This is a genomic window from Streptomyces sp. NPDC060027 (assembly GCF_042737005.1).
Lineage (GTDB): Bacteria > Actinomycetota > Actinomycetes > Streptomycetales > Streptomycetaceae > Streptomyces.
Genome location: NZ_JBHWVI010000021.1, coordinates 1 through 22,560, shown reverse-complemented (window position 1 = coordinate 22,560; position 22,560 = coordinate 1). Strand labels below are relative to the sequence as shown.

The following is a 22,560-nucleotide window of genomic DNA, read 5'->3' as shown; positions in this document are numbered from 1 at the left end:
GAGAGCAATGTCAGACTAGGAGTAAATATGACCGATTTACGGGATTGATCGATCAAGATTCCCTGCGCGTCGCCGAGAGTTGTCCACAGGCTGCGGATGGACGGTGGCCGATGAGGGGCAAGACGGTCAGACTTTGGGCAGGGGGGATGTGAGCCGGGCGTCGCCGGACAGGTGCGGCCAGCGCGACAACAGCGGGAGGCAGCGGTGAGGACAGCGACACTGGGGCCGGCGGAGCGCGCCGAGTCACTTGCGGGAATGGCCGAGGGCGAGCTGGACGTGCTGGTCGTGGGTGCGGGCGTGGTCGGCGCGGGCACCGCGCTGGACGCAGTGACACGCGGTCTGTCCACCGGGCTGGTCGAGGCGCGTGACTGGGCATCGGGCACGTCGAGCAGATCCAGCAAGCTGATCCACGGCGGTCTGCGGTATCTGGAGATGCTCGACTTCGCGCTCGTCCGTGAGGCACTGAAGGAGCGCGGCCTGCTGCTCGAACGGCTGGCACCGCACCTGGTGAAGCCCGTCCCGTTCCTCTACCCCCTCCAGCACAAGGGCTGGGAGCGGGTGTACGCGGGCTCCGGCGTCGCGCTGTACGACGCCATGTCGATGGCTCGCGGCCACGGACGCGGACTGCCCACCCATCGCCATCTGAGCCGCCGCCACGCCCTGCGCGTCGCACCGGCCTTGAAGAAGGACGCGCTGATCGGCGCCCTGCAGTACTACGACGCGCAGATGGACGACGCCCGCTATGTGGCGACGCTGGTGCGCACGGCGGCCGCGTACGGCGCGAAGGTCGCCAACCGCGCGCGGGTCACCGGCTTCCTGCGCGAAGGTGAGCGGGTGGTCGGAGCCAGGGTGCGCGACGTCGAGGGCGGCGGCGAGTACGAGGTCCGCGCCAAGCAGGTCGTCAACGCCACGGGCGTGTGGACCGACGACACCCAGGCGATGGTCGGGGAGCGGGGCCAGTTCCACGTGCGGGCGTCCAAGGGCATCCATCTGGTCGTACCGAAGGACCGGATCAACTCCACCTCGGGCCTGATCCTGCGCACCGAGAAGTCCGTGCTGTTCGTGATCCCGTGGGGCCGCCACTGGATCATCGGCACCACCGACACCGACTGGGACCTGGACAAGGCCCACCCGGCGGCCTCCAGCGCGGACATCGACTATCTGCTGGAGCACGTGAACTCGGTGCTCTCCGTGCCGCTCTCCCGCGACGACGTCCAGGGGGTGTACGCGGGGCTGCGGCCACTGCTGGCCGGAGAGTCGGACGCCACGAGCAAGCTGTCGCGCGAGCACACCGTCGCCCACCCGGTGCCCGGACTCGTGGTCGTGGCCGGCGGCAAGTACACGACCTACCGCGTGATGGCCAAGGACGCGGTGGACGAGGCGGTGCACGGCCTCGACCAGCGGGTCGCGGAATGCGTCACCGAGGAGACCCCGCTGGTCGGCGCCGAGGGATATCACGCGCTGTGGAACGCGCGAGCGCGGATCGCGGCGCGCACCGGGCTCCATGTGGTGCGTGTGGAGCACCTGTTGAACCGGTACGGGTCGCTCGCGGAGGAACTCCTCGACCTCATCGTGGCGGACCCGTCGCTCGGCGAGCCGCTGCCGGCCGCCGAGGACTACCTCCGGGCCGAGATCGTCTACGGGGCCTCGCACGAGGGTGCCCGCCACCTGGACGACGTCCTGACCCGGCGCACCCGCATCTCCATCGAGACCTTCGACCGGGGCACCCGCAGCGCCCGCGAGGCCGCCGAGCTGATGGCGCCCGTCCTCGGCTGGGACAAGGGCCAGATCGAGCGCGAGGTGGAGCACTACGAGAAGCGGGTCGAGGCGGAGCGGGAGTCCCAGCGCCAGCCGGACGATCTGACGGCCGACGCGGCGCGGTTGGGGGCGCCGGACATCGTGTCGTTCTGACCGGGGGTTCCCGCTCATCTCACTCGAACGGGTGCGGTGAGCTGGGATCTTCGCTCGCGGCCCGGCCGTTCTACGGGATGCGGGGACAGAACTCGGCGGCGAGCAGGGCCGGTTCGAGCGTCGGGTCCGTGACTCCGTCCGTGTTCACCCGGAAGGTGAGGACATGGCGCCCGTCGACGGTGGCCGCGCTGCGCACGTAGCTGCCGGAGATGCGGCCGTTGTGCCCCCACACCGTGGTCCCGCACGGCAGCTTCACCGGGAACAGCCCCATGCCGTACGAGCCGTGTGCGGCGCGGGTGTCGAGCATCTCGCGCAGCCAGTGCGAGGGCAGCAGCTCGCCGCCGAGCAGGGCCGCGTAGAAGCGGTCCAGGTCGGCCAGCGTGCTCACCAGCTCACCCGCCGCGCCGGCCACGCGCGGGTCGAGCTCGGTGACGTCGGAGCCGTCGGCGGCGTACGCGCGGCCGTGCGGTGCGGGAAGGGAAGCGCGGGCACCGGGGAACGAGGTGCCGGTCAGGCCGAGGGGAGAGATGACGCGGCGCTCGGTCTCGGTGGCGTACGAGTGGCCGGTGACCTGCTCGACGACCATGCCGAGCACCACGTAGTTGGTGTTCGAGTAGGCGAAGCGGCCCCGGTGGGCCGGGGGATGGGCGAGGGCGATGCGTACGGCCTGAAGCGGGGTCACCGGGACGGCGCCCCGGGTGACCGAGGTGAAGTCGTCGAGGCCGCTGGTGTGGCCGAGCAGGGCACGCAGCGTGATGCGGCGGCCGTCGTTGCCCGCGCCGCGCACCAGACCGGGGAGGTGGTCGTCGACGGAGTCGGACAGGGACAGCCGGTGTTCGGCGGCGAGTTGCAGGACGACCGTAGCGATGAAGGTCTTGGTGATGCTTCCGGCGCGGAAATGATCGGAACGGACTATTCCGTTTCCGGCCTCGGTGAACCGGGGACCCGACTCCTCGTCGGTCAGCAGGGCGGCGGCCGGAGCGCCGCCGCGGGTCACGAGGAGGGTGAGCGCGGTGTCCGAGGCCGCGGTGACAGAGCCTTGGGAGGAGACCAGGGTCCGCCCCGGCAGGCCGGTTTGGGCCATGCCGAGGAGCGCCAGGGACACGGGTATGGCCAGGAGTGTCCGAGGTGTCCGGGGCTGCGCCATCGGCGGTCCTTCCTTCTCCCGGCCCATCATGGGGCACGTTTCTGTGCCGGGGGTCGGGACGGGGGGCGGGTGGTGCCGGTGTGCGCGACTCCGGTCGCCGGGTGGTCGGTCTGCGCGGTGTGCGCCGGTTGGTGAGGTGTCGGCCGAGGGCCTGGCGTCTCATTGGCTGAGCTGTTGCGGTTCCAGGGGCCCCCAGGGCGTTGGGCACTTGTCGGGTGAGGGACAATGAAGGCTCTGTCAGGGCGGGTTGCATGAGGGGACGCATGTCGGAGGCGGAGCGGGCGGGAGCATCCCGTCAGGACAAGAGCGAACGTCTCCTCGCCGGGCGGTACCGGCTGGGGGATGTTCTCGGCCGCGGCGGCATGGGCACGGTGTGGCGCGCGCAGGACGAGACCCTGGGCCGCACGGTGGCCGTGAAGGAGCTGCGGTTCCCGTCGGCCATCGACGAGGAGGAGAAGCGCCGGCTGATCACGCGCACGCTGCGTGAGGCCAAGGCGATCGCGCGGATCCGCAACAGCGGCGCGGTGACGGTCTTCGACGTGGTCGACGAGGACAACCGACCGTGGATCGTGATGGAGCTCGTCGAGGGCAAGTCGCTCGCCGAGGCCATCCGCGAGGACGGCCTGCTCACGCCGAAGCGCGCCGCCGAGGTGGGCCTGGCCATCCTCGACGTGCTGCGCGCGGCGCACCGCGAGGGCATCCTGCACCGGGACGTGAAGCCGTCGAACGTGCTGATGTCCGACGACGGCCGGGTCGTGCTCACCGACTTCGGCATCGCGCAGGTGGAGGGCGACCCGTCCATCACCTCGACCGGCATGCTCGTCGGCGCGCCCTCCTACATCTCGCCGGAGCGGGCGCGCGGCCACAAGCCCGGCCCCGCGGCCGACCTGTGGTCGCTGGGCGGTCTGCTGTACGCGTCGGTGGAAGGTGTGCCGCCGTACGACAAGGGCTCGGCGATCGCGACGCTCACGGCCGTGATGACCGAGCCGGTGGAACAACCGAAGAACGCGGGCCCGCTGGAGAACGTGATCTACGGCCTGCTCGCCAAGGACCCCGAGCAGCGGCTCGACGACGCGGGCGCCCGCGCGATGCTCAACGAAGTGCTGCGCGCGCCCGACCCCGAGCGGTCCCTGCCGGAGCCGCAGGACGCGACGAAGGTCGTGGCCATGCCACCGGTGCCGGAAGGACCGGGTCGGCGGGGTGCGGGCGGTCTCGGTTCCGGTGCCAGGAAGGGCGAGGAGCCGGCGGAGCGGCTGCGCGGGGCGATGCGCTCGGTGCGCAAGGCCGCGACGGCGGCCGGTGCCGCCACGGCGGCGGCCACCGCGGCGGCGACGGCCCGTGCGAAGACGGTCGGCGGCTCGGACGCCTCCCGGGCGGAAGGGGCCGCCGGTACGGCCTCCCCGGGCACGGGTGCCGGGTCCGGTGAGGCCGCCGGTACGGCCGGTGGCACCTCCGTGCCGTCCGCCTCGGTGGGTTCGTCCGTGCCGCCCGCTCCGCGGAAGCCGGAGGGTCATGACGGTGCGTCGGTGAACTCCAGTTCGGCCGGGGGTGCCGGATCCGCGGGTGCCGCCGGGGCGCGGAACGCCTCGGGTTCCGGGTGGCCGGTGGCCCCCGAGCGGGCGCCGCGGCCGGCGCCGAAGGCGTCGCTGACGGATGTCGTGCCGCGCCGCACGTTGGTGATCATCGCGGTGGCCCTAGTGCTGGCCGTGCTCGGCACCGTTCTGGCCCTCACCCTCGGTGGCGGGGACGACGACGGCTCCAAGGACGGCAAGGCCGGCGGCGGCAAGGCGGCCGCCTCCAGCGGAGCGACGTCCGGGAGCGGGAACGGCGACGACACCAAGAAGGACGACGACGGCGCCGACACCGACAGCGGCGACAAGTCGGGCTCCGGCTCGGATGCCGACGGGACCGGGAACGCCTCCTCGGATGCGAGCGCGAGTGCGAACACGTCGGACGGTTCGAGCGGCGGCAAGGAGTCGGGATCGGGATCGGGTTCCGGCGCCGCGAAGACGTACAAGAGCGGCCAGGGCTTCTCGATAGGGCTGCCGAAGGGGTGGAAGTTCCAGTCCCAGGACGCCGCGGGAGCCCGGTTCACGGGTCCCGGCGGGCAGAAGCTCCTCGTCGGCTGGACGACGACGCCCAAGGACGACCCGGTCGCGGACTGGAAGAACCAGGAGCGCTACATGACCCGCTCCCAGTATTCGAGGCTGCGCATAGAGCAGGTGGACTACCGCGGCTGGAACACGGCCGACTGGGAGTTCACCTATGTGGACGGGGGCACGAAGTACCGGTCGATCGACCGCGGTTTCGTCGTCAACGCGCATCAGGGGTACGCGTTGATGTACACGGCGAAGGCGTCCGCGTGGGACGGCGCTCTGCGCAAGAACACGTGGAAGACGCTGACCCAGACCTTCCAGCCGAAGTCGTGACGTACCGCTCGCCGAGGTGACGTTCCGCCACGGTAGGGAACCCGAGATCTCGCATCACCGCTCTGCGGGTTGCCTCGGGCACGTATCGTGAGTGGTTGCGGACCGTACGAAGCCACAACGGAACGCACGGCGAACGGAATTGACCAACCGGTCGGCTGGGGGAGGCATCGTGGACGACTATGCGGGACGGGTACTGGCCGACCGCTACCGCCTGCCTCTGCCGCCGTCCGACGAGTACGAACTCGCCGAGAGCCGGGCCTTCGACACCTACAGCGGGCAGGAAGTCCTGGTACGGCAGGTGCCGTTGCCGGAGGTCGTCGAGGCCGAGGTGCTCGACGCGGACGGGCTGCCCGAGGGGTTCGTGGCCCGGGACGGCGGGGTGCGGCGGGCCTCCGCGCGGACCACGCGCCGGCCCACCGAACCGGCGGTGCTCCGCGCGATCGAGGCCGCCCAGGCCGCCGCGCAGATCCCCGACCATCCCCGGCTCGACCAGGTCTTCGACGTGTTCGCCGAGGGCGGGTCGCTCTGGATCGTGAGCGAGCTGGTGCCCGCGAGGCCGCTGGCGGCACTGCTCGCCGACAAGCCGCTCAGCCCCTACCGCGCCGCCGAGGTCGCCTCCGACGTCCTGACCGCGCTGCGGGTCCTGCACGCGCACGGGTGGGTCCACCGGAACATCACCGTGCGCACGGTGCTCGTCTGCGACGACGGCCGCGTACTGCTGACCGGACTGGCGGCCGGTGCTGCCGAGGAGGCGCTGTGCGGCTACGACCCGGTGCCGGTGCGGGAGGACGACCTCACGCGTGAGCCCGGGCCGGGTCCTGGGGCCGCCGAGGGCGGCCTCGCGCCGCCCGGCTCCGGCGGAGGCTCCGGGCGGACCGGGAGCGGCCGTCCGGCCGGGCCGGACGCGGGCGCTCCTCGCGGTGCCGGCGCCGGTGGGCCGGGCAGCGCGGGCGGGCGCGGTCCCGCAGGCGGCATCGGGTTCGGAGGCGGCATCGCGCGCGGTGTCGCCGTGGCGGCCACGTCCGGTGCCGATGCCGAAGAGGCCCGCCGGGCGGCGATCGAGGCCCGGGCGGAGCAGGGAACACCGGTTCCGGGGACGCCCACGGCGGGTGCGGCGGGCAGGGGCCCGCGTGCTCCCGAAGCGGCCGGTCCCGCGGGACCGGCCGGGCCGGGCGGCGGATCGGACGCGGGCGACCGAGCGGGGGGCGCCGAGAGCGACGTCCGCGCCGCGCGAGCCGGAGCCATCGCCGCGTACCGTGCGGGAGCGCGCGCCGCGGCCCGCGTGCAGGGGGAACAGCGGGGCGACCCGCTCGCCCTTCCGGCACCCCGACCCGCGGCACCCGGCGAGCAGAACGGACCAGCCGACCAGGACAGTGCGTACGGCACCTCCGAGCACTCCCCGCAGGACCGGGCCCACGGGCAGACACTGCTGCCCGGTCAGGGCGGGCAGCAGCGCCCCCACACCGCGCCTCCGGGCCAGATAGCCGACCCGTACGGAGTGGGTGCCGCCTGGCACGGGGCTCAGCCCCGCCCTGGCGGACCCGTCGGCGGTGACAACGGCCAGGGGCACGCCACCCTCCCCCCGGGAGGGGGCGGCAGGCCGGCCATGGGGGCCACCGGGTACGAGCGCCCCGCGTCCGGGCCCGGACAGCAGCCCTTCGTCACGGGGCACGGCGGTCGTTCCGGCGTCCCTGCCCCTGGAGGGTCTCCCGACAGCGGCCGGGTCCCGGACAACGGCCGTTTCACCGGCGGCTTCCAGGCTTCCGGGTACACCCAGGTGCCCGGACTTCCGGGCGGTTTCACCGAGTCCGGGCACGCCCGTGGGCCCGGTGCCTCCCCGGCCCCCGATCACACCCGGGTTCCCGGTGTCGCGCAGGGCCCCGCCCCCGCCCCGCACAACCCCGAAGGCCGCAGCGGCGGTTGGGGCGAGCTGGTCGTCGGGGCGTCGCCGCGGCGAGGTCCCGCCACCGCGCTCGCGGCGGAGCGGGCCCGGCAGGCACGGATGGCCGTGGTCGGACCGGTGACCGAGCGCTGGGCGCCGGAGCAGGCCGGGCCGGTGCACGAGAACTGGCAGCTCGCGGCCCCGATCGGACCGGCCACCGACCTGTGGGCCCTGGGCGCGCTGCTCTTCCGCGCCGTGCAGGGGCACGCGCCGTATCCGGAGGAGAACACCGCCGAACTGGTACAGCTGGTGTGCGCGGAGCCGCCCGCCTTCGCCGAGGAGTGCGGCCCCCTGCGGCCCGTCGTCGAGTCGCTGCTGCGCCAGGACCCCACCGAGCGGCTCGACTTCGAGGAGCTGCGCGGCTGGCTGCGGTCCCTGGTGCGGTCCGCGCCCGAGCCCGAGGCCGGGGCGCACGTCGTACCCGTGCCGCCCGCCGACGCGAGCCGGCTGCCGATCGTACGGCGCAGGGGCGAGCTCGTCCGCAGGCGTCGCGCCGGGCTGCCCGCGACCAGCCCGCACGCCCGCCACAAGCGTGCCAGGAAGGGGAGTTCGGCGAGGCCCCGCCGGCTCGGCCGGAATCTGCTCCTGCTGATCCTGCTCCTGCTGGCCGCGGCGGTCACGTACGCCATGGTCTTCATGCCGAAGTCGGACCGGAGCGGCACGGGCGAGCAGCGGACCGGTGCCGCCGGGCAGGCCGGACCCACCCCCGACAACACCGGCGGCGACGCGAAGGCGAGCAGCGAGCCACGGCCCGACCAGACCTCACCGGGCCCCGACAAGAGCCCCTCGGGACAGTCGAGTTCGACCTCCTCGCACACCACCACCGATCCCGATGTCGCCCAGGGCTTCACGCTCCGCAAGGACCCCGAGGGATTCCGGGTCGCCGTGGCGAGCGGCTGGGACCGCTCGCCGAAGAACGGGAGCGGCCAGATCGTCTACTCCCAGGGGGACTTCGAGCTCATCGTCGTACCCGGGCGGGACAGCACGGCCACGTACGGCAGTGACCCGATGACGTATCAGCGGGAGAACGAGAAGGAGTTGCAGCCCTTCCGGGACTCGACCTGGGCCACCTCCAGCGGGATGCGGCGGATCGACGTGGGGGGCCGGGCGATGGCCGAGGGGCAGTTCATCTGGCAGGACTCGGCGGGGCGTTCGCTCTACGTGCGCAACCTCGCGATCATCGTCGGCGGGCACTACCACGTGGTGCAGGTGCGCGGCCCGGAGGCCGAACGGGACGAGGTGACCCGGCTCTACGAGCAGGCGTCGGGGACCTATCAAGTCACCGGCTGAACAAGCCTCCTGTGCCCGGACCCCGTGTTCCACCGGGTGAGGCCGCCTGAACATCGAACGGTTCCCTCCCGTACAGGGAAGGGAGAACCGTCACAGTGCGGTCTCCGTACGACCCCGCTTGTTCCCTGGTGGGTGACCGCTCTTTAGTCTGACTCTGTCAAGACCATTGCGGGGAAACGTGAATCAGATGCAGGGCCTGCTCCTCGCGGGCCGCTACCGGCTTGTCGACTCCATCGGCAGCGGTGGCATGGGCCGGGTTTGGCGCGCCCATGACGAGGTGCTGCACCGCGAGGTCGCGGTCAAGGAGCTGACCGCCGCGCTGTACGTCGCCGAGAGTGACGTCGCCCGGTTGCTCGCCCGCACCCACGCCGAGGCGCGGGCCGCGGCCCGGATCAACCACTCGGCCGTCGTCACCATCCACGACGTGCTGGAGCACGACAACCGGCCGTGGATCGTCATGGAGCTGGTCGAGGGCAACTCGCTGGCCGACGAGGTCAAGGAACAGGGGCGCCTGGAACCGGCCGAGGCGGCACGGATCGGTCTGTGGGTACTGCGCGCGCTGCGCGCCGCCCACGCGGCCGGAGTGCTGCACCGGGACGTGAAACCCGGCAACGTCCTGCTGTCGTCCGACCGGCGGGTGCTGCTCACCGACTTCGGGATCGCCCAGGTCGAGGGCGACACGACCATCACGCGCACCGGCGAGATCGTCGGTTCCGTCGACTACCTCGCGCCCGAGCGGGTGCGCGGCCACGACCCCGGGTCGGCCTCCGACCTGTGGGCCCTCGGGGCCACGCTGTACACGGCCGTGGAGGGGCGGTCGCCGTTCCGGCGCACCTCGCCGCTGTCGACCATGCAGGCCGTGGTCGACGAGGACCCCGCGTCTCCGCAGTACGCCGGTGTGCTGGAACCCGTCATCACCGCGCTGCTCCGCAAGGACCCGGCGGAACGCCCCGGCCCGGCCGAGGCCGAGGAGATGCTCGCCGAGGCCGCGGAGGGCCGTCGGCCGAGTACCGCGCAGGCGTATGTGCCGACGCAACATGTGGACACCAGCGTGGAACACGGATCTGCCCGTAGGGGCGGGACCTATGGGGGTGGACCCCATGGCGGTTCCGCCCACGGTGGTCAGCCGTACGGCACACCGACGGCGGGCGACCACGGCCAGGGGACCGGCGCCACCGCGGGGCACGCCCCCCACGGCGGCGGCCCCGCCGGGACCATGTACCAGCCCCTGCCCGCCCCCGCGCCGGGGAAGCGGCGGCGTGGCCGCAGCATCGCCCTCGTCCTGGCCATGGCCGCGCTGGTCGGCGGCGGCGGTGCCGTCGCCATGCGGTACGCGGACAACTGGCGGCAGGGCAACGACTCCTCCTCCGCGACCGGCGGGAACAAGGGCGGCGCCGCCGGCAAGCCGACCGGAGACCCCACGAGCAGCGGCTCGGCGACGCCCGCCGGCACCCTTCCCGAAGGCTGGGTGCGCAGGAAGGACCCCGAGGGCTTCAGCCTCGCCCTGCCCGGCAAGGACTGGAAGCGGGAGGTCAATGGTTCACAGATCGACTACACCCCCGACGGAGGCCAGCACTTCATCCGCATCGCCCTCGACGACTCGCCGGACTTCGAGGACCCGTACCGCCACCAGCTCGACCTGGAGGAGCAGGTGAAGAAGCTCAAGGACTACCAGCGGATGGGACTCCAGGAGAACACCTTCCGGGACTGCCGCGCCTCCCTGTGGGACTTCACCTGGACCGCGCTGCCGTCGCAGGGGGACTTCCCGGGCCCGCGCCGCGCCATCGAGGAGACCTATCTGTCCCGGAAGGGCGTCGAGTACGCGATCTACATGTCCTCGCCCTTGGAGGACTGGATCGTCACGCGTCAGCAGTTCGGCACCGTCCTTCGCAACTGGCGCGAGGCCGGATAGCACCCACGGCGACGTCACCGCTCCGGAAGGTCTCCGTCCGTTGGGGCATGATGGGCCCATGGGGACCGAGGGGGAGAACGTCCGTGTGATCGCGGGTCGTTACCGGCTGGAGGCCAGAATCGGTCGGGGCGGCATGGGCGTCGTCTGGCGTGCCACCGACCAACTGCTCGGCCGCCGGGTCGCGGTGAAGGAGCTGGCCCTCGACGACTCGCTCTCGGCGGAGGAGGCCGGGCTCCAGCGCGACCGGACCCTGCGCGAGGCCCGGGCCGTTGCGCAACTGCACCACCCGCACATCATCGTCGTCCACGACGTCGTCGTGGACGACGAACGCCCGTACATCGTCATGGAGTTGATCGACGGCGGCTCGCTCGCCGAGCGGATCTCCGCGGACGGGCCGGTCGGCGCGCGCGAGGCCGCCCGGATCGGCATCGACCTGCTCGGAGCGCTGCGCCGCGCGCACGAGGCGGGGGTCCTGCACCGCGACCTCAAGCCCGCCAACGTCCTCGTCGAGGCGGGCACCGACCGTGTCGTGCTCACCGACTTCGGGATCGCCCAGGTCGCGGGCGCGACGACGCTCACGGAGAGCGGGGCGTTCGTCGGCTCGCCCGAGTACACCGCGCCCGAGCGGATGGCCGGGGCACGGACCGGTCCCGAGTCCGACCTGTGGTCGCTGGGCGCCCTGCTGTGCACGGTGCTGAGCGGCGCGTCGCCCTTCCGCCGCGACTCGCTGGGCGGCATCCTGCACGCGGTCGTCGTCGACGAGATCCGTCCGCCGGCCCAGGCCGCACCGCTTCTGCCCGTCGTACGAGGGCTGTTGGAGCGCGATCCGGAGCGGCGGCTCGGCGCGGCGGAGGCGGAGCGGATGCTGCGCGCCTACCGCGACACCGGCCGTACGCCGCGACTGTCGGTCCCCTACACGCCCACGCGGCGGGACGTACCTCTGCACCGACCGGGGACCAGGCCGCAGCCGCCCGCTTCCGGTACCGCGACGGACGGCCCGCCCAAGCAGTCCACACGGAGTCTCCTCGTCGCCGCCGCGCTGGTCGCCGCGATGGCCGGCGCGGGGGTGTCGGCGGCCATGCTGCTGATGAACGGCGGCGGAGGCGGGGACAACAGACCGCCCTCGTCCAGCGCGCCGGGCACGTCACGGACGCCGGGTACGTCGTCCTCGGCGTCCGGCACGCTCTCGGCCCCGCCCGCGAGCGCCGCGCCCACCGTCACGGTGACCCGGCGGCAGTCGCCGACCGCCACCTCGGCCCGTACGGCGCCCTCGGGATACCGCATCGCGTCGGACCCGGACGGCTTCTCGCTCGCCGTGCCCGACGGCTTCACCCGGGACCCGCAAGGGGAGCGGGTCTTCTACATGTCACCGGGGCGGACCTTCCGCATCGGTATCAAGCAGGCCGATCCCGAGACCGGCGGTCCGCTCGGCGTGATGCGCCGGGCGGACTCCGAGGGGTCCGCCAACAACCCCGGGTACCGCGACGGCACGGTCGCCCGGACCACGCACGACGGACACCCGGCCGCCCTCTGGGAGTTCACCTGGGACGGCTTCACCAAGGCGGAGGGCGCACGGCACACCTACGACCTGTGCTGGGAGCAGGGCGGCCGGATGTACGACGTATGGGTCTCGGCGCCGGTCGGGCGGGGGACGGAGGCGAAGGAGTACTTCGACGTCGCGGTGGATACCTTCGCACCCTCATAAAGGGGAAATAAGGGATGGCGCGCGTCACGGGTCTGTGACCGGCGGGCGGCGGGACTGGATGGCGACCGGCCTGCCGCGATACAGATGGACGCATGAGCGACAACGGGGTAGTCCCTCACGGGGGCGACGAGCCGACGAGTTTCGGTCTGCAACCGCCGAGGGCCGCGGTGCCCGGCGTACCGGCGGGGGCCCCGGCCGCCGCCGTCCCGTACCCGGGCAATCCGTATGCCACGCCCGCCCGGATCGTCCCGGACCAGCCGCAGGCTCCCGCGCCGCAGCCCGCGCCGGAACCGGGGACCGGGCGCCTCATCGGCGGGCGCTACCGCCTGCTCTCCAAGCTCGGGCACGGCGGCATGGGCACCGTGTGGCGGGCCAAGGACGAGACCGTGGACCGCGAGGTCGCCGTCAAGGAACCGCGCGTTCCCGACCACCTTCCCGAGCGTGAACGTGCCAACGCGTACGAGCGGATGCGGCGCGAGGCGCGCGCGGCGGCGCGGCTCGACCACCCCGCGGTGGTGAGCGTGCACGACGTGGCGGTCGTGGACGGACAGCCCTGGATCGTCATGGAGCTGGTGCGGGGCCGGTCGCTCGGTGACGCCCTCCAGGAGGGCACACTCGGCGTCCGCGAGGCCGCGCGCGTCGGTCTGGAGGTCCTCGGTGCCCTGGAGGCCGCGCACGCGGCGGGCATCCTGCACCGCGACGTCAAGCCCGACAACGTGCTCCTCGGCCGGCACGACCGCGTCGTGCTCACCGACTTCGGAATCGCCCAGATCGAGGGCGAGACCAGCCTGACGGACACCGGCGGTTTCGTCGGCTCACCCGAATACATCGCCCCGGAACGAGTGCTGGGCCGGCGCCCCGGTCCCGCCTCCGACCTCTGGTCGCTCGGTGTGGTGCTCTACACCGCGACCGAGGGTGTCTCCCCCTTCCGCCGCAGCAACACACCCGCCACGCTTCAGTCGGTCCTCAACTCCACGCCGGCCGCGCCCGGTTCGGGCGGCGGCCCGCTCGCGGAGGTGATCAACCGGCTGCTCAGCAAGGAGCCGTCCCACCGCCCCGCGGCGGCCGAGGTGCGGCGCCTCCTGGAGGAGGCCGCACAGCCGCCGGCCCCGGCGCCCACCCAGGTCGTGCGGATCGAGGGCCCGGACGGACCCGGAGGGTCCGGCGGCAGGGGTGTCCGGGTCGGCCGCAAGACCCTGATCGGCCTCGGAGCGGCGGTCGTCGCGGCGGCGGTGGCGGTGTACCTGGTGATCGCGGACCCGTTCGCCGGTCCGCTGCCGGACGGCTGGCAGAAGAAGCACGTGACGGACGTCGCCGCGACACTGGCGGTGCCCGCCGGGTACCAGGAGGCGAAGCCGGACCGGACGTCGGACAAGAAGCACTGGGTCACGTACACCGACTGGAGCGGGAGCATCTGGATCGGGCTGACCCTCGCCAGGAAGTCCGAGGACACGAACAAGGAGATCAAGGGCTCGGCGCGGGCCGAGATGTACGCGGACGACGGTGAGTTCAAGGCGACCGGCTCGTACGACCTGAGCATGCCCGAGGGCTCGAAGACGTCTCCGGACGCCGGGGTCACGTACCGGGGCGGGCAGGCCGCGGAGAACACGGTGGGCTACACGACCACCGACAGCCAGAACCCCCGCCCCCGCGAACTCCGGCTCTTCTACTACAAGTCGAAGGCGGGCGACATGTACAAGCTCACGATCAGCTATCCGCGCAAGGGTGACTTCACGGCACGAGGTCGTGAGGTGGCCAGGACGGCGATCGCGAACCTGGACATCGACAAGCCGTGACCGGCCGCGGCGGTGCCGCGCGGGCGGCCGGGGTCGCGGTGGCTGTGGCCGCGGTCTCGTCCCCGGTGACCGGACTGTGATCGGGAACGTGATCCCCCGGTGATCGCCGGATCGACAACGCCCTGATCAGCGCGTTTGCTGCCAGTGATCACTGGCGGTGTGTGAGTACTCGGTGAAAGGCCATTACCGACGGGTACCCAAAGGGAGCGAGCGGGCATACTCTGCGGCTCATGACGGACTCGCAGGCCGCGGAGCAGGCCACGGAAAAGACCGGCGCCGACGAGACGGCCGGTACCGACGCAGCGGTCGGCGTGGCCGCGGTGACCGGCACGGACGCGGCCGGCCCGGATGCCGCCGCCGGTCCGGACGGCACCGCGGGCGCCGACGCGCCAGGCGTCCCCGGTGTTATCGGCACCAACCCGCTCGCCCCCGCCCCGGTCGGCGCCCGTACCGCCGCCGATGTCGTCACCCCCGAGCTCGTTGCGCAGCTCACCAAGGGCGTGGCCGGGTCCGGGCGGACCGCCAACCACACGCCGTTCACCGGCGAGAAGCTGGCCGACCTGCCCGAGTCCACCCCGGAGGACGTCGAGAAGGCCTTCGAGCGGGCCCGCGCGGCCCAGGTCGCCTGGGGTGCCACCCCGGTACGGCAGCGCGCCGCCGTCCTGCTCCGTTTCCACGACCTCGTGCTCGCCCGGCAGGCCGAGGTGCTGGACCTGATCCAGCTGGAGACCGGCAAGGCCCGGCTGCACGCCCACGAAGAGGTCCAGGCCGTCGTGGTCGCCGCACGGCACTACGGACGCAAGGCGCCCGCGTATCTGCGCCCCAAGCGGCACACCGGCGCGGTCCCCACCCTCACCAAGGTCACCGAGCTGCGCCACCCGCGCGGTGTCGTCGGGCAGATCGCGCCCTGGAACTACCCGCTGGAACTGTCGGTGGGTGACGCGCTGCCGGCCTTCGTCGCGGGCAACGCCGTCGTCATGAAGCCCGACACCGAGACCTGCCTCACCGCCCTGTGGGCGCGTGACCTGCTCATCGAGGCCGGGCTGCCCGCCGAGGTCTTCCAGGTCGTCCTCGGGGACGGGCCCGTCGTCGGACCCGAGGTCGTGAAGCACGCCGACTACGTCTCCTTCACCGGGTCGACCCGGACCGGCCGCGAGGTCGCCCAGGGCGCCGCCGCCCGTCTCGTCGGCGTCTCCCTCGAACTCGGCGGCAAGAACGCCATGGTGGTCCTCGAGGACGCCGACATCGACAAGGCCGCCGCGGGCGCCGTCCGTGCCTGCTTCTCCTCCGCCGGTCAACTCTGCATCTCCATCGAGCGGTTGTACGTCCACGAGTCGATCGCCGACGCCTTCGCGGAGCGGTTCGCGGCCCGCACCCGGGCCATGCGGCTCGGCACGTCCCTGGCGTACGGGGCGGACATGGGGTCGCTGGTCGGGGAACGGCAGCTGGAGACGGTGACACGGCACGTCGAGGAAGCCGTCGCCAAGGGGGCCACGGTCCTCGCCGGCGGTGTCGCCCGGCCCGACATCGGCCCGTACTTCTACGAGCCCACCGTCCTCGACGGAGTGGAGGCCCCGATGGCCGTCTGCGCCGAGGAGACCTTCGGCCCCGTCGTCTCCCTCTACCGGTTCACGACCGACGACGAGGTCGTCGAGCTCGCCAACGCCACGCCGTACGGCCTCAATTCGTCCGTCTGGACGAAGGACGGGCGGCGCGGTCGCGCGATCGCGGCCCGGCTGCGGACCGGGACGGTGAACGTCAACGAGGGGTACGCACCCGCGTACGGCAGCGTCCAGTCGCCCATGGGCGGCATGAAGGACTCCGGCCTCGGCCGTCGGCACGGCTCCGAGGGCATCCTCAAGTACACCGAGGCGCAGACCGTCGCCCATCAGAGGCTGCTGCCGATGGCGCCGTCCCTCGGCATGGACGACGAGAAGTACGCGGCGTTCATGAGCCGGAGCCTCAAGGTCATGAAGGCGTTCCGGCTGCGCTAGGCACCGGCCCCGCGGGGGTCCTCGACAACGATCCACGGTTCGCAACGGTTCTCAATGAGGAGAGCGGCACGTGTCACAGGAGAGCTCTGTCCAGGAACAGCCGGACGAGGGAACGTACGACTACGACGTCATCGTCGTCGGCTCCGGTTTCGGCGGCTCCGTCACCGCGCTGCGGCTGACGGAGAAGGGATACCGCGTAGGTGTCCTCGAAGCGGGCCGGCGCTTCACCCGCGACGCGCTCCCCAAGAACTCCTGGGACATCAAGAACTACCTCTGGGCCCCGAGGCTCGGGATGTACGGCATCCAGCGCATCCATCTGCTGGGCAATGTGATGGTGCTCGCGGGAGCGGGCGTCGGCGGCGGTTCCCTGAACTACGCCAACACCCTCTACGTGCCGCCGAAGCCGTTCTTCGAGGACCCGCAGTGGAAGGACATCACCGACTGGGAAGGGGAGCTGAAGCCGTACTACGACCAGGCCCGGCGCATGCTGGGCGTGCGGCTCAACCCGACCATGACCCCGTCGGACGTGCACCTCAAGGCCGCCGCGGAGCGGATGGGGGTCGGTGACACCTTCCACATGGCACCCGTGGGTGTCTTCTTCGGCGACGGACAGGACGCGGACGGCCGGGCCAGGGCCGAGCCCGGCGCGGAGACCGCCGACCCGTACTTCGGCGGGGTCGGCCCCGCCCGCAAGGCCTGCACCGAATGCGGCGAGTGCATGACCGGCTGCCGCCACGGCGCCAAGAACACCCTCAACGAGAACTACCTCTACCTCGCCGAGAAGGCGGGCGCCGTCGTCCATCCCATGACGACCGTCGTGTCCGTCACCGACGACTCGCGGGGCGGCTACGCCGTGGGGACCCTCCCGACGGACGAGCGGCGCAAGGGCAAGGGCCGGACGTTCACGGCGCACCGGGTCGTCCTCGCGGCCGGCACCTACGGCACCCAGACGCTGCTGCACCGCATGAAGGCGGGCGGTCAACTGCCGTATCTGTCACAGAAGCTGGGCGAGCTGACCCGCACCAACTCCGAGGCGCTGGTGGGCGCGCAGACCGACAACCGGCGCTACCGGAAGGCGCACGGGACGCCCAAGGCGGACTTCACCCAGGGCGTCGCGATCACGTCCTCGATCCACCCGGACGAGAACACCCACATCGAACCCGTCCGCTACGGCAAGGGCTCCAACGCGATGGGCGGCATGTCCATCCTCCAGGTCCCTTACGCGGAAGGCTCGTCGAGGGTCGCCGGATGGCTCGTCAACGCGGCCAGGCACCCGCTGCTGGTGCTCCGTTCGCTCTCCAACCGCCGCTGGTCCGAACGCACCATCATCGGGCTGGTCATGCAGTCGCTCGACAACTCCCTGACGACGTACCTGAAGCCGAAGGGTGCGGGCAAGGGGCTGTTGACGGCACGTCAGGGGCACGGGGCTCCCAACCCCAAGCAGATCAAGGCGGCTTCGCAGGCCGCCTCCGTCCTCGCCGAGGAGATCAACGGGTTCGCGGGCAGCAATGTCGGCGAGCTGATGGGCACCCCGCTCACCGCGCACTTCCTCGGCGGCTGCCCGATCGGTGCCGGGGCGGACGAGGGCGTCATCGACCCCTATCACCGCCTCTACGGCCACCCGGGCATCTCCGTCGTCGACGGTGCCGCCGTCTCCGCGAACCTGGGCGTCAACCCGTCGCTCACGATCACCGCGCAGGCCGAGCGGGCCATGTCGTTCTGGCCCAACAAGGGCGAGGCCGATCCGCGTCCGGCGCCGGGAGCCGCGTACGAGCGTCTCAAGGCGGTGGAGCCGAGCCGGCCCGCCGTCCCCGCGGACGCCTTCGGCGCACTGAGGCTGCCGTTCCTGGGCATGCCGACGGTGCCACCGAAGCAGTAGCCCCGCCCGGAACCCGGGGCGTTCCTTCCCGAAGTACCGGACGGCCCCCGGGCCTTGGTCGGCCCCCGGCCTCGGCCGGAGCCCGGGGCCCGGGGCCCGCACGAGTCCCGGACGCGAAGAAGGACCCGCACCAGTTCCGGTTCCGGACGCGAAGAAGGACCTGCGCCCCCCTCCGAGCGCAGGTCCTTCTCCTTGTACGGGGCTGATGCCCGCGTCAGTCGTGTGCGGCGGTGTTACGCGCTCGCACCGGACTTGCGGCGACGGACGACGACCAGCGCGCCGGCACCGGCGACCACGGCGATACCGCCGGCGAGGCCGATCATCGGCAGGGCGGAGCTGGAGCCCGTCTCGGCGAGGCTGCCGTCGACCGCCGGGGTGTTGCTCTTGTCGGCGGGCTTGTCCGAGACCGGGACCTTGCCGCCTTCCTGCGGCTTGGTGCCGCCGGTGTCCGTGCCGGCCGCGACGATCTGGAACTTGTACGCGACCTCGCCGAAGCCGGTGCACTCCGCCTCGGCGTCGCCGTAGATGCTGGCGCCCAGCGAGAAGGCGACGCCGACCGGGGCGTTGGACGTCACGTTGATGCGCAGCGGGATGTCGACCTCGTAGTCGGGCTTGAGCTCGTCGGTGTAGCCGACGTAGCCGACCGCGTAACCCTGGGAGTCGACGTCCTCCCAGGCCTTCTCGACCGGGTTGTACGCCTGGAGCCGGACCTTCTTGCTCTGGAAGAGGTTCTCGCCCGCCTTGTCGGAGGACGCACCGGCGAAGAAGCCGACGTCGCTCAGGGTGGCGTCGGAGTTGTTCAGCACGTCCAGGGAGAACTTGTGCCAGCCGCTGCCCCGCGCGATCTTGCCGGACAGGCCGTTGATGGAGACCTGGACCGCGGAGTCCTCGCACTCGCCGGTCTCGGGGTCCGGGGACTCCGACTCCTCCGGCTCGGAGGAGCTCGGCGCCGGGGCCGACGCCGAGGCGGAGTCGCTCGGGGCCGGGGCGGACGCGCTGGTGGACGACGATGCGGAGGCGCTGGCCGACGCGGAGTCGGACGGCTCGGGAGCGGCCTCGGACGAGCTCGGCGACGCCGACTCGGAGGAGGACTCGGACACGCTCGCGCTCGGGGTGGGGTTCTCCTCCGCGAACGCGGCCGGCGCGACCGACAGCAGCGCGAGCGGGGCTATGACAGCCGTCGCGGCCGCAGTGGCCATGGCACGGCGAAGCTTCATGAAGACCTCGGAAGTCCGGAGCGCCGTGAACTCGCGGCGCGCATATGGCTTTTATGGGTGAGGCCTCCGCGTGTGGGGCGCGGTTGTGGCCGTTGGTTCTGCAGGTGTGACCGGCGAAAGCTGAGAATGGTTGTCCTTCAACTCACGTAATTCTTATGTGGGCTGGGTCACACCCGGACGCGCCTTGTGTACGTCCTTCGAATCGCTCGGAAGTGTCCTCCGCCGAAGAACCGTCCGCACGGGCGCGCGGCCCGCCGCCGCCGGCTGCGGGCGGTCATCGGGGTCCCGCTCGCCGTCGCCGTGGTGGTCGTCGCGGTGAACCCCGGCGTCGGGGCCCCGGCATGGCGAAGGGCCCCACGGGACGGATGTCCGCGGGGCCCTTCGCTCGTCAGCACCGACGTCAGGGCAGCGCCGATGCCTGGAAGCGGCGCCGGGGGGTGCGCCGTTGGTCGAGGGGGTGGCCGCCGGTCGTGCGCCGCGGCGCACGGGGCGCACGTGGTGCCGACCTTGGCGGGCCGTGTCGCGGGGTGTGGCTCCGCGGCACGGATCGAGTTGTCCGGTGATTGTCGACGAGGCTGCCCAGCACGGGACTTGGGACTGTCCCGAGCGCTGGACCGCACAGGATTGACCTGCGGTGTGCGCTGTTCTCGCATCGTGCCGGGTGGGCGACGGCCTCCGAACCGCCGCGACACCGCTGAACAGTTTCCGCCGGACGGCCCCGGGCGTCCCCGGAGCCGACCGTTCTCTTGAGTGACCGGGCTGCTGTCCCCTGCCGTCCGGTCACAGCACCTGGAGCGAGGTCCCACGACGCACGGCACGATCCGTACGTCTCATCGCTCCAGCGGAGCCACGCGTGGTTCTTTCGGGCCCGCCCCTGGCTGACACGGACATCAGGAGAAACGAAGTCCGCGGCACCCCGGTCACGCGCCGTACGGGTGAGAGGGAATGCGTACGTGCGTACGCCGGGTACCGGGCCGCGCGTCCCGGAGGCCGTGGTCTCTCGGCGTACCCGGGGCACGGGTCTCAGACGCGGCCGCGGCACAGTTCGAGGAGGGTCATGGCCAGCGAGGTGCCCGGCTTGCCGAGCGCCTCCCGGTAGTGGCCGAGGATCTCCATCTCGCGGGACAGGTTGACCCGTCGGCCGCCGGAGGTGATCCGGGCCTCCTGGATCACGGCCGAGACGGCCATCCGTTCCTGCACGAGACCGATGATCCGGTCGTCGAGGGCGTCGATGCGCTCACGGGCACCGGTGATCACATCGGCGGCCTCGTCGGTGCGGGCGCCGGTCTTGTCGAGTACGTCGGCCATGGTGGGGCTCCTCGGTGGAAGGGGTGCCCCGGAGCGGCTGGGCCCGGAAACGGCAGACGCCCCGGGCCTTGTCGGCCCGGGGCGCCTGGGAAGTCGCTTGTCAGTTGCTCAAGCAGCACGACCATGGCAGCCGGTGGGCCGGTTGCCATAGGTAAAGAGGAAGGTCGTGTGCGTGAGCATGACGGCAGTATGCACGCCCGCGGGGGCATGGGCCAAGCAGGTTCGGATGGTGAGATCCGGGCCGGAAACCCGGGCGGCGCCACCCCCGCCGCGGCCCCCGGTAGAATCGGCCGTACACACCCTTTTGCTCACCGCCGGAAGGCAGACCGTGCCAGAAGCGTCCCCCGCCGCCCCCGACACCGTCCTGGTCGTCGACTTCGGTGCGCAGTACGCCCAGCTCATCGCCCGTCGTGTCCGTGAGGCCCGGGTCTACAGCGAGATCGTGCCGAGCACCATGCCGGTCCAGGAGATGCTCGCCAAGAATCCGGCCGCGATCATCCTCTCCGGCGGGCCCTCGTCGGTGTACGCGGAGGGCGCCCCGCGTCTGGACCGCGAGCTCTTCGAGGCGGGCGTCCCCGTCTTCGGTATGTGCTACGGCTTCCAGCTGATGGCGACGACCCTCGGCGGCACGGTCGACAACACCGGCGCCCGCGAGTACGGCCGTACGCCGCTGCACGTCTCGAAGTCCGGCTCCACCCTGTTCGAGGGCACCCCGGACGAGCAGCCGGTGTGGATGTCGCACGGCGACGCCTGCTCCGCCGCTCCCGAGGGCTTCACGGTCACGGCCTCCACGGACGTCGTCCCGGTCGCCGCCTTCGAGAACGACGAGAAGAAGCTCTACGGCGTCCAGTACCACCCCGAGGTCATGCACTCCACGCATGGCCAGCAGGTCCTGGAGCACTTCCTGTACCGCGGCGCGGGTCTCACCCCGTCCTGGACGACCGGCAACGTCATCGACGAGCAGGTCGCCCTCATCCGCGAGCAGGTCGGCACCAAGCGCGCGATCTGCGGCCTGTCCGGAGGCGTGGACTCGGCGGTCGCCGCGGCCCTCGTCCAGAAGGCCATCGGCTCCCAGCTCACCTGTGTGTACGTCGACCACGGTCTGATGCGCCAGGGTGAGACCGAGCAGGTCGAGAAGGACTTCGTCGCCGCGACCGGCGTCCAGCTCAAGGTCGTGGACGCGCAGGAGCGCTTCCTCACCGCGCTCAAGGGTGTCTCGGACCCCGAGGAGAAGCGGAAGATCATCGGGCGCGAGTTCATCCGCGTCTTCGAGCAGGCCCAGGCGGAGATCATCGCCGAGGCCGCCGAGGGCGAGGACGTCGCGTTCCTCGTGCAGGGCACGCTCTACCCGGACGTGGTCGAGTCCGGTGGCGGCACCGGCACCGCCAACATCAAGTCCCACCACAATGTGGGCGGCCTCCCCGAGGACCTGGAGTTCCAGCTCGTCGAGCCGCTGCGCAAGCTGTTCAAGGACGAGGTCCGGATGGTCGGCCAGGAGCTCGGCCTGCCGGACGAGATCGTCCAGCGCCAGCCGTTCCCCGGCCCCGGGCTCGGCATCCGGATCGTCGGCGAGGTCACCAAGGAGCGTCTGGACCTGCTCCGCGAGGCCGACGCCATCGCCCGCGAGGAGCTCACCGCCGCCGGTCTCGACCGGGACATCTGGCAGTGCCCGGTGGTCCTGCTCGCGGACGTCCGCAGTGTGGGCGTGCAGGGCGACGGCCGGACGTACGGCCACCCGATCGTGCTCCGTCCGGTGTCCAGCGAGGACGCCATGACGGCCGACTGGTCGCGGCTGCCGTACGACGTCCTGGCGAAGATCTCGACCCGCATCACGAACGAGGTCGCGGACGTCAACCGCGTCGTGCTCGACGTGACGAGCAAGCCCCCGGGCACCATCGAGTGGGAGTAGTCCTCCCGCGAGGGGCGTAGAACCCCCTAGTGCCGCGACAGGCAACGTTCGCCCCGTCGCGACTCCCGGCACGCACTCTCGCCGCACCGGCCGAAAGCCCAAGTACATCCAGTACGAGGAC

12 protein-coding genes are annotated in these 22,560 nt (G+C 72.0%); 9 read left to right on the top strand and 3 right to left on the bottom strand.

Going from position 1 to position 22,560, the window contains the following annotated elements:
* The first annotated feature begins 204 nt into the window (after positions 1-204).
* Positions 205-1,911, top strand: a complete 1,707-nt coding sequence (locus ACFWBT_RS08120) for a glycerol-3-phosphate dehydrogenase/oxidase (RefSeq protein WP_385697265.1) — start codon at positions 205-207, stop codon at positions 1,909-1,911.
* A 70-nt stretch (positions 1,912-1,981) separates the two neighbouring features.
* Here the strand turns inward: ACFWBT_RS08120 and ACFWBT_RS08115 are convergent, their stop codons facing one another.
* The gene (locus tag ACFWBT_RS08115) at positions 1,982-3,058 is read right to left on the bottom strand and encodes a serine hydrolase domain-containing protein (protein WP_385697263.1); all 1,077 of its coding nucleotides are present in this window, start codon (positions 3,056-3,058) and stop codon (positions 1,982-1,984) included.
* A gap of 263 nt (positions 3,059-3,321) precedes the next feature.
* On the opposite strand from ACFWBT_RS08115, the gene ACFWBT_RS08110 reads away from it, so the two are divergent.
* The 7 genes from ACFWBT_RS08110 to ACFWBT_RS08080 all read left to right on the top strand — a co-directional run bounded on the left by ACFWBT_RS08110 (position 3,322) and on the right by ACFWBT_RS08080 (position 18,005).
* Positions 3,322-5,487 (top strand): serine/threonine-protein kinase, encoded by a 2,166-nt coding sequence (locus ACFWBT_RS08110; protein ID WP_385697328.1) that lies wholly within the window; start codon positions 3,322-3,324, stop codon positions 5,485-5,487.
* A gap of 169 nt (positions 5,488-5,656) precedes the next feature.
* The gene (locus tag ACFWBT_RS08105) at positions 5,657-8,719 is read left to right on the top strand and encodes a protein kinase (RefSeq protein WP_385697261.1); all 3,063 of its coding nucleotides are present in this window, start codon (positions 5,657-5,659) and stop codon (positions 8,717-8,719) included.
* Between the two features lie 187 nt (positions 8,720-8,906).
* Complete coding sequence (locus ACFWBT_RS08100) at positions 8,907-10,631, top strand: serine/threonine-protein kinase (RefSeq protein ID WP_385697326.1); 1,725 nt, start codon at positions 8,907-8,909, stop codon at positions 10,629-10,631.
* A 58-nt stretch (positions 10,632-10,689) separates the two neighbouring features.
* The gene (locus ACFWBT_RS08095) at positions 10,690-12,336 is read left to right on the top strand and encodes a protein kinase (protein ID WP_385697259.1); all 1,647 of its coding nucleotides are present in this window, start codon (positions 10,690-10,692) and stop codon (positions 12,334-12,336) included.
* 92 nt (positions 12,337-12,428) lie between these two features.
* Entirely contained in the window at positions 12,429-14,132 is a 1,704-nt protein-coding gene (locus ACFWBT_RS08090) for a serine/threonine-protein kinase (RefSeq protein WP_385697257.1), read from the top strand.
* Between the two features lie 230 nt (positions 14,133-14,362).
* The gene (locus tag ACFWBT_RS08085) at positions 14,363-16,126 is read left to right on the top strand and encodes a succinic semialdehyde dehydrogenase (RefSeq protein WP_385697256.1); all 1,764 of its coding nucleotides are present in this window, start codon (positions 14,363-14,365) and stop codon (positions 16,124-16,126) included.
* A gap of 70 nt (positions 16,127-16,196) precedes the next feature.
* The gene (locus ACFWBT_RS08080; RefSeq protein ID WP_385697254.1) at positions 16,197-18,005 is read left to right on the top strand and encodes a GMC family oxidoreductase N-terminal domain-containing protein; all 1,809 of its coding nucleotides are present in this window, start codon (positions 16,197-16,199) and stop codon (positions 18,003-18,005) included.
* Positions 18,006-18,238: 233 nt separating this feature from the next.
* Here ACFWBT_RS08080 and ACFWBT_RS08075 read toward each other — a convergent pair whose 3' ends face one another.
* Positions 18,239-19,204: an LAETG motif-containing sortase-dependent surface protein gene (locus ACFWBT_RS08075; protein WP_385697252.1), complete on the bottom strand. Its 966-nt coding sequence runs from the start codon at positions 19,202-19,204 to the stop codon at positions 18,239-18,241.
* 1,041 nt (positions 19,205-20,245) lie between these two features.
* Positions 20,246-20,530: a chorismate mutase gene (locus ACFWBT_RS08070; RefSeq protein ID WP_261705907.1), complete on the bottom strand. Its 285-nt coding sequence runs from the start codon at positions 20,528-20,530 to the stop codon at positions 20,246-20,248.
* 328 nt (positions 20,531-20,858) lie between these two features.
* Between ACFWBT_RS08070 and guaA the strand changes: the two genes are divergently transcribed.
* A complete protein-coding gene (gene guaA / locus ACFWBT_RS08065; protein ID WP_266761860.1) occupies positions 20,859-22,439 on the top strand; it encodes a glutamine-hydrolyzing GMP synthase in 1,581 nt (526 codons plus the stop codon).
* Positions 22,440-22,560: the final 121 nt, after the last annotated feature.

Coding starts and splice junctions, on each gene's coding strand:
- ACFWBT_RS08110 (WP_385697328.1), top strand. CDS start 3,322: ATGTCGGAGGCGGAGCGGGCGGGAGCATCCCGTCAGGACAAGAGCGAA.
- ACFWBT_RS08100 (WP_385697326.1), top strand. CDS start 8,907: ATGCAGGGCCTGCTCCTCGCGGGCCGCTACCGGCTTGTCGACTCCATC.
- ACFWBT_RS08095 (WP_385697259.1), top strand. CDS start 10,690: ATGGGGACCGAGGGGGAGAACGTCCGTGTGATCGCGGGTCGTTACCGG.
- ACFWBT_RS08075 (WP_385697252.1), bottom strand. CDS start 19,204: ATGGCCACTGCGGCCGCGACGGCTGTCATAGCCCCGCTCGCGCTGCTG.
- ACFWBT_RS08115 (WP_385697263.1), bottom strand. CDS start 3,058: ATGGCGCAGCCCCGGACACCTCGGACACTCCTGGCCATACCCGTGTCC.
- ACFWBT_RS08070 (WP_261705907.1), bottom strand. CDS start 20,530: ATGGCCGACGTACTCGACAAGACCGGCGCCCGCACCGACGAGGCCGCC.
- ACFWBT_RS08085 (WP_385697256.1), top strand. CDS start 14,363: ATGACGGACTCGCAGGCCGCGGAGCAGGCCACGGAAAAGACCGGCGCC.
- ACFWBT_RS08090 (WP_385697257.1), top strand. CDS start 12,429: ATGAGCGACAACGGGGTAGTCCCTCACGGGGGCGACGAGCCGACGAGT.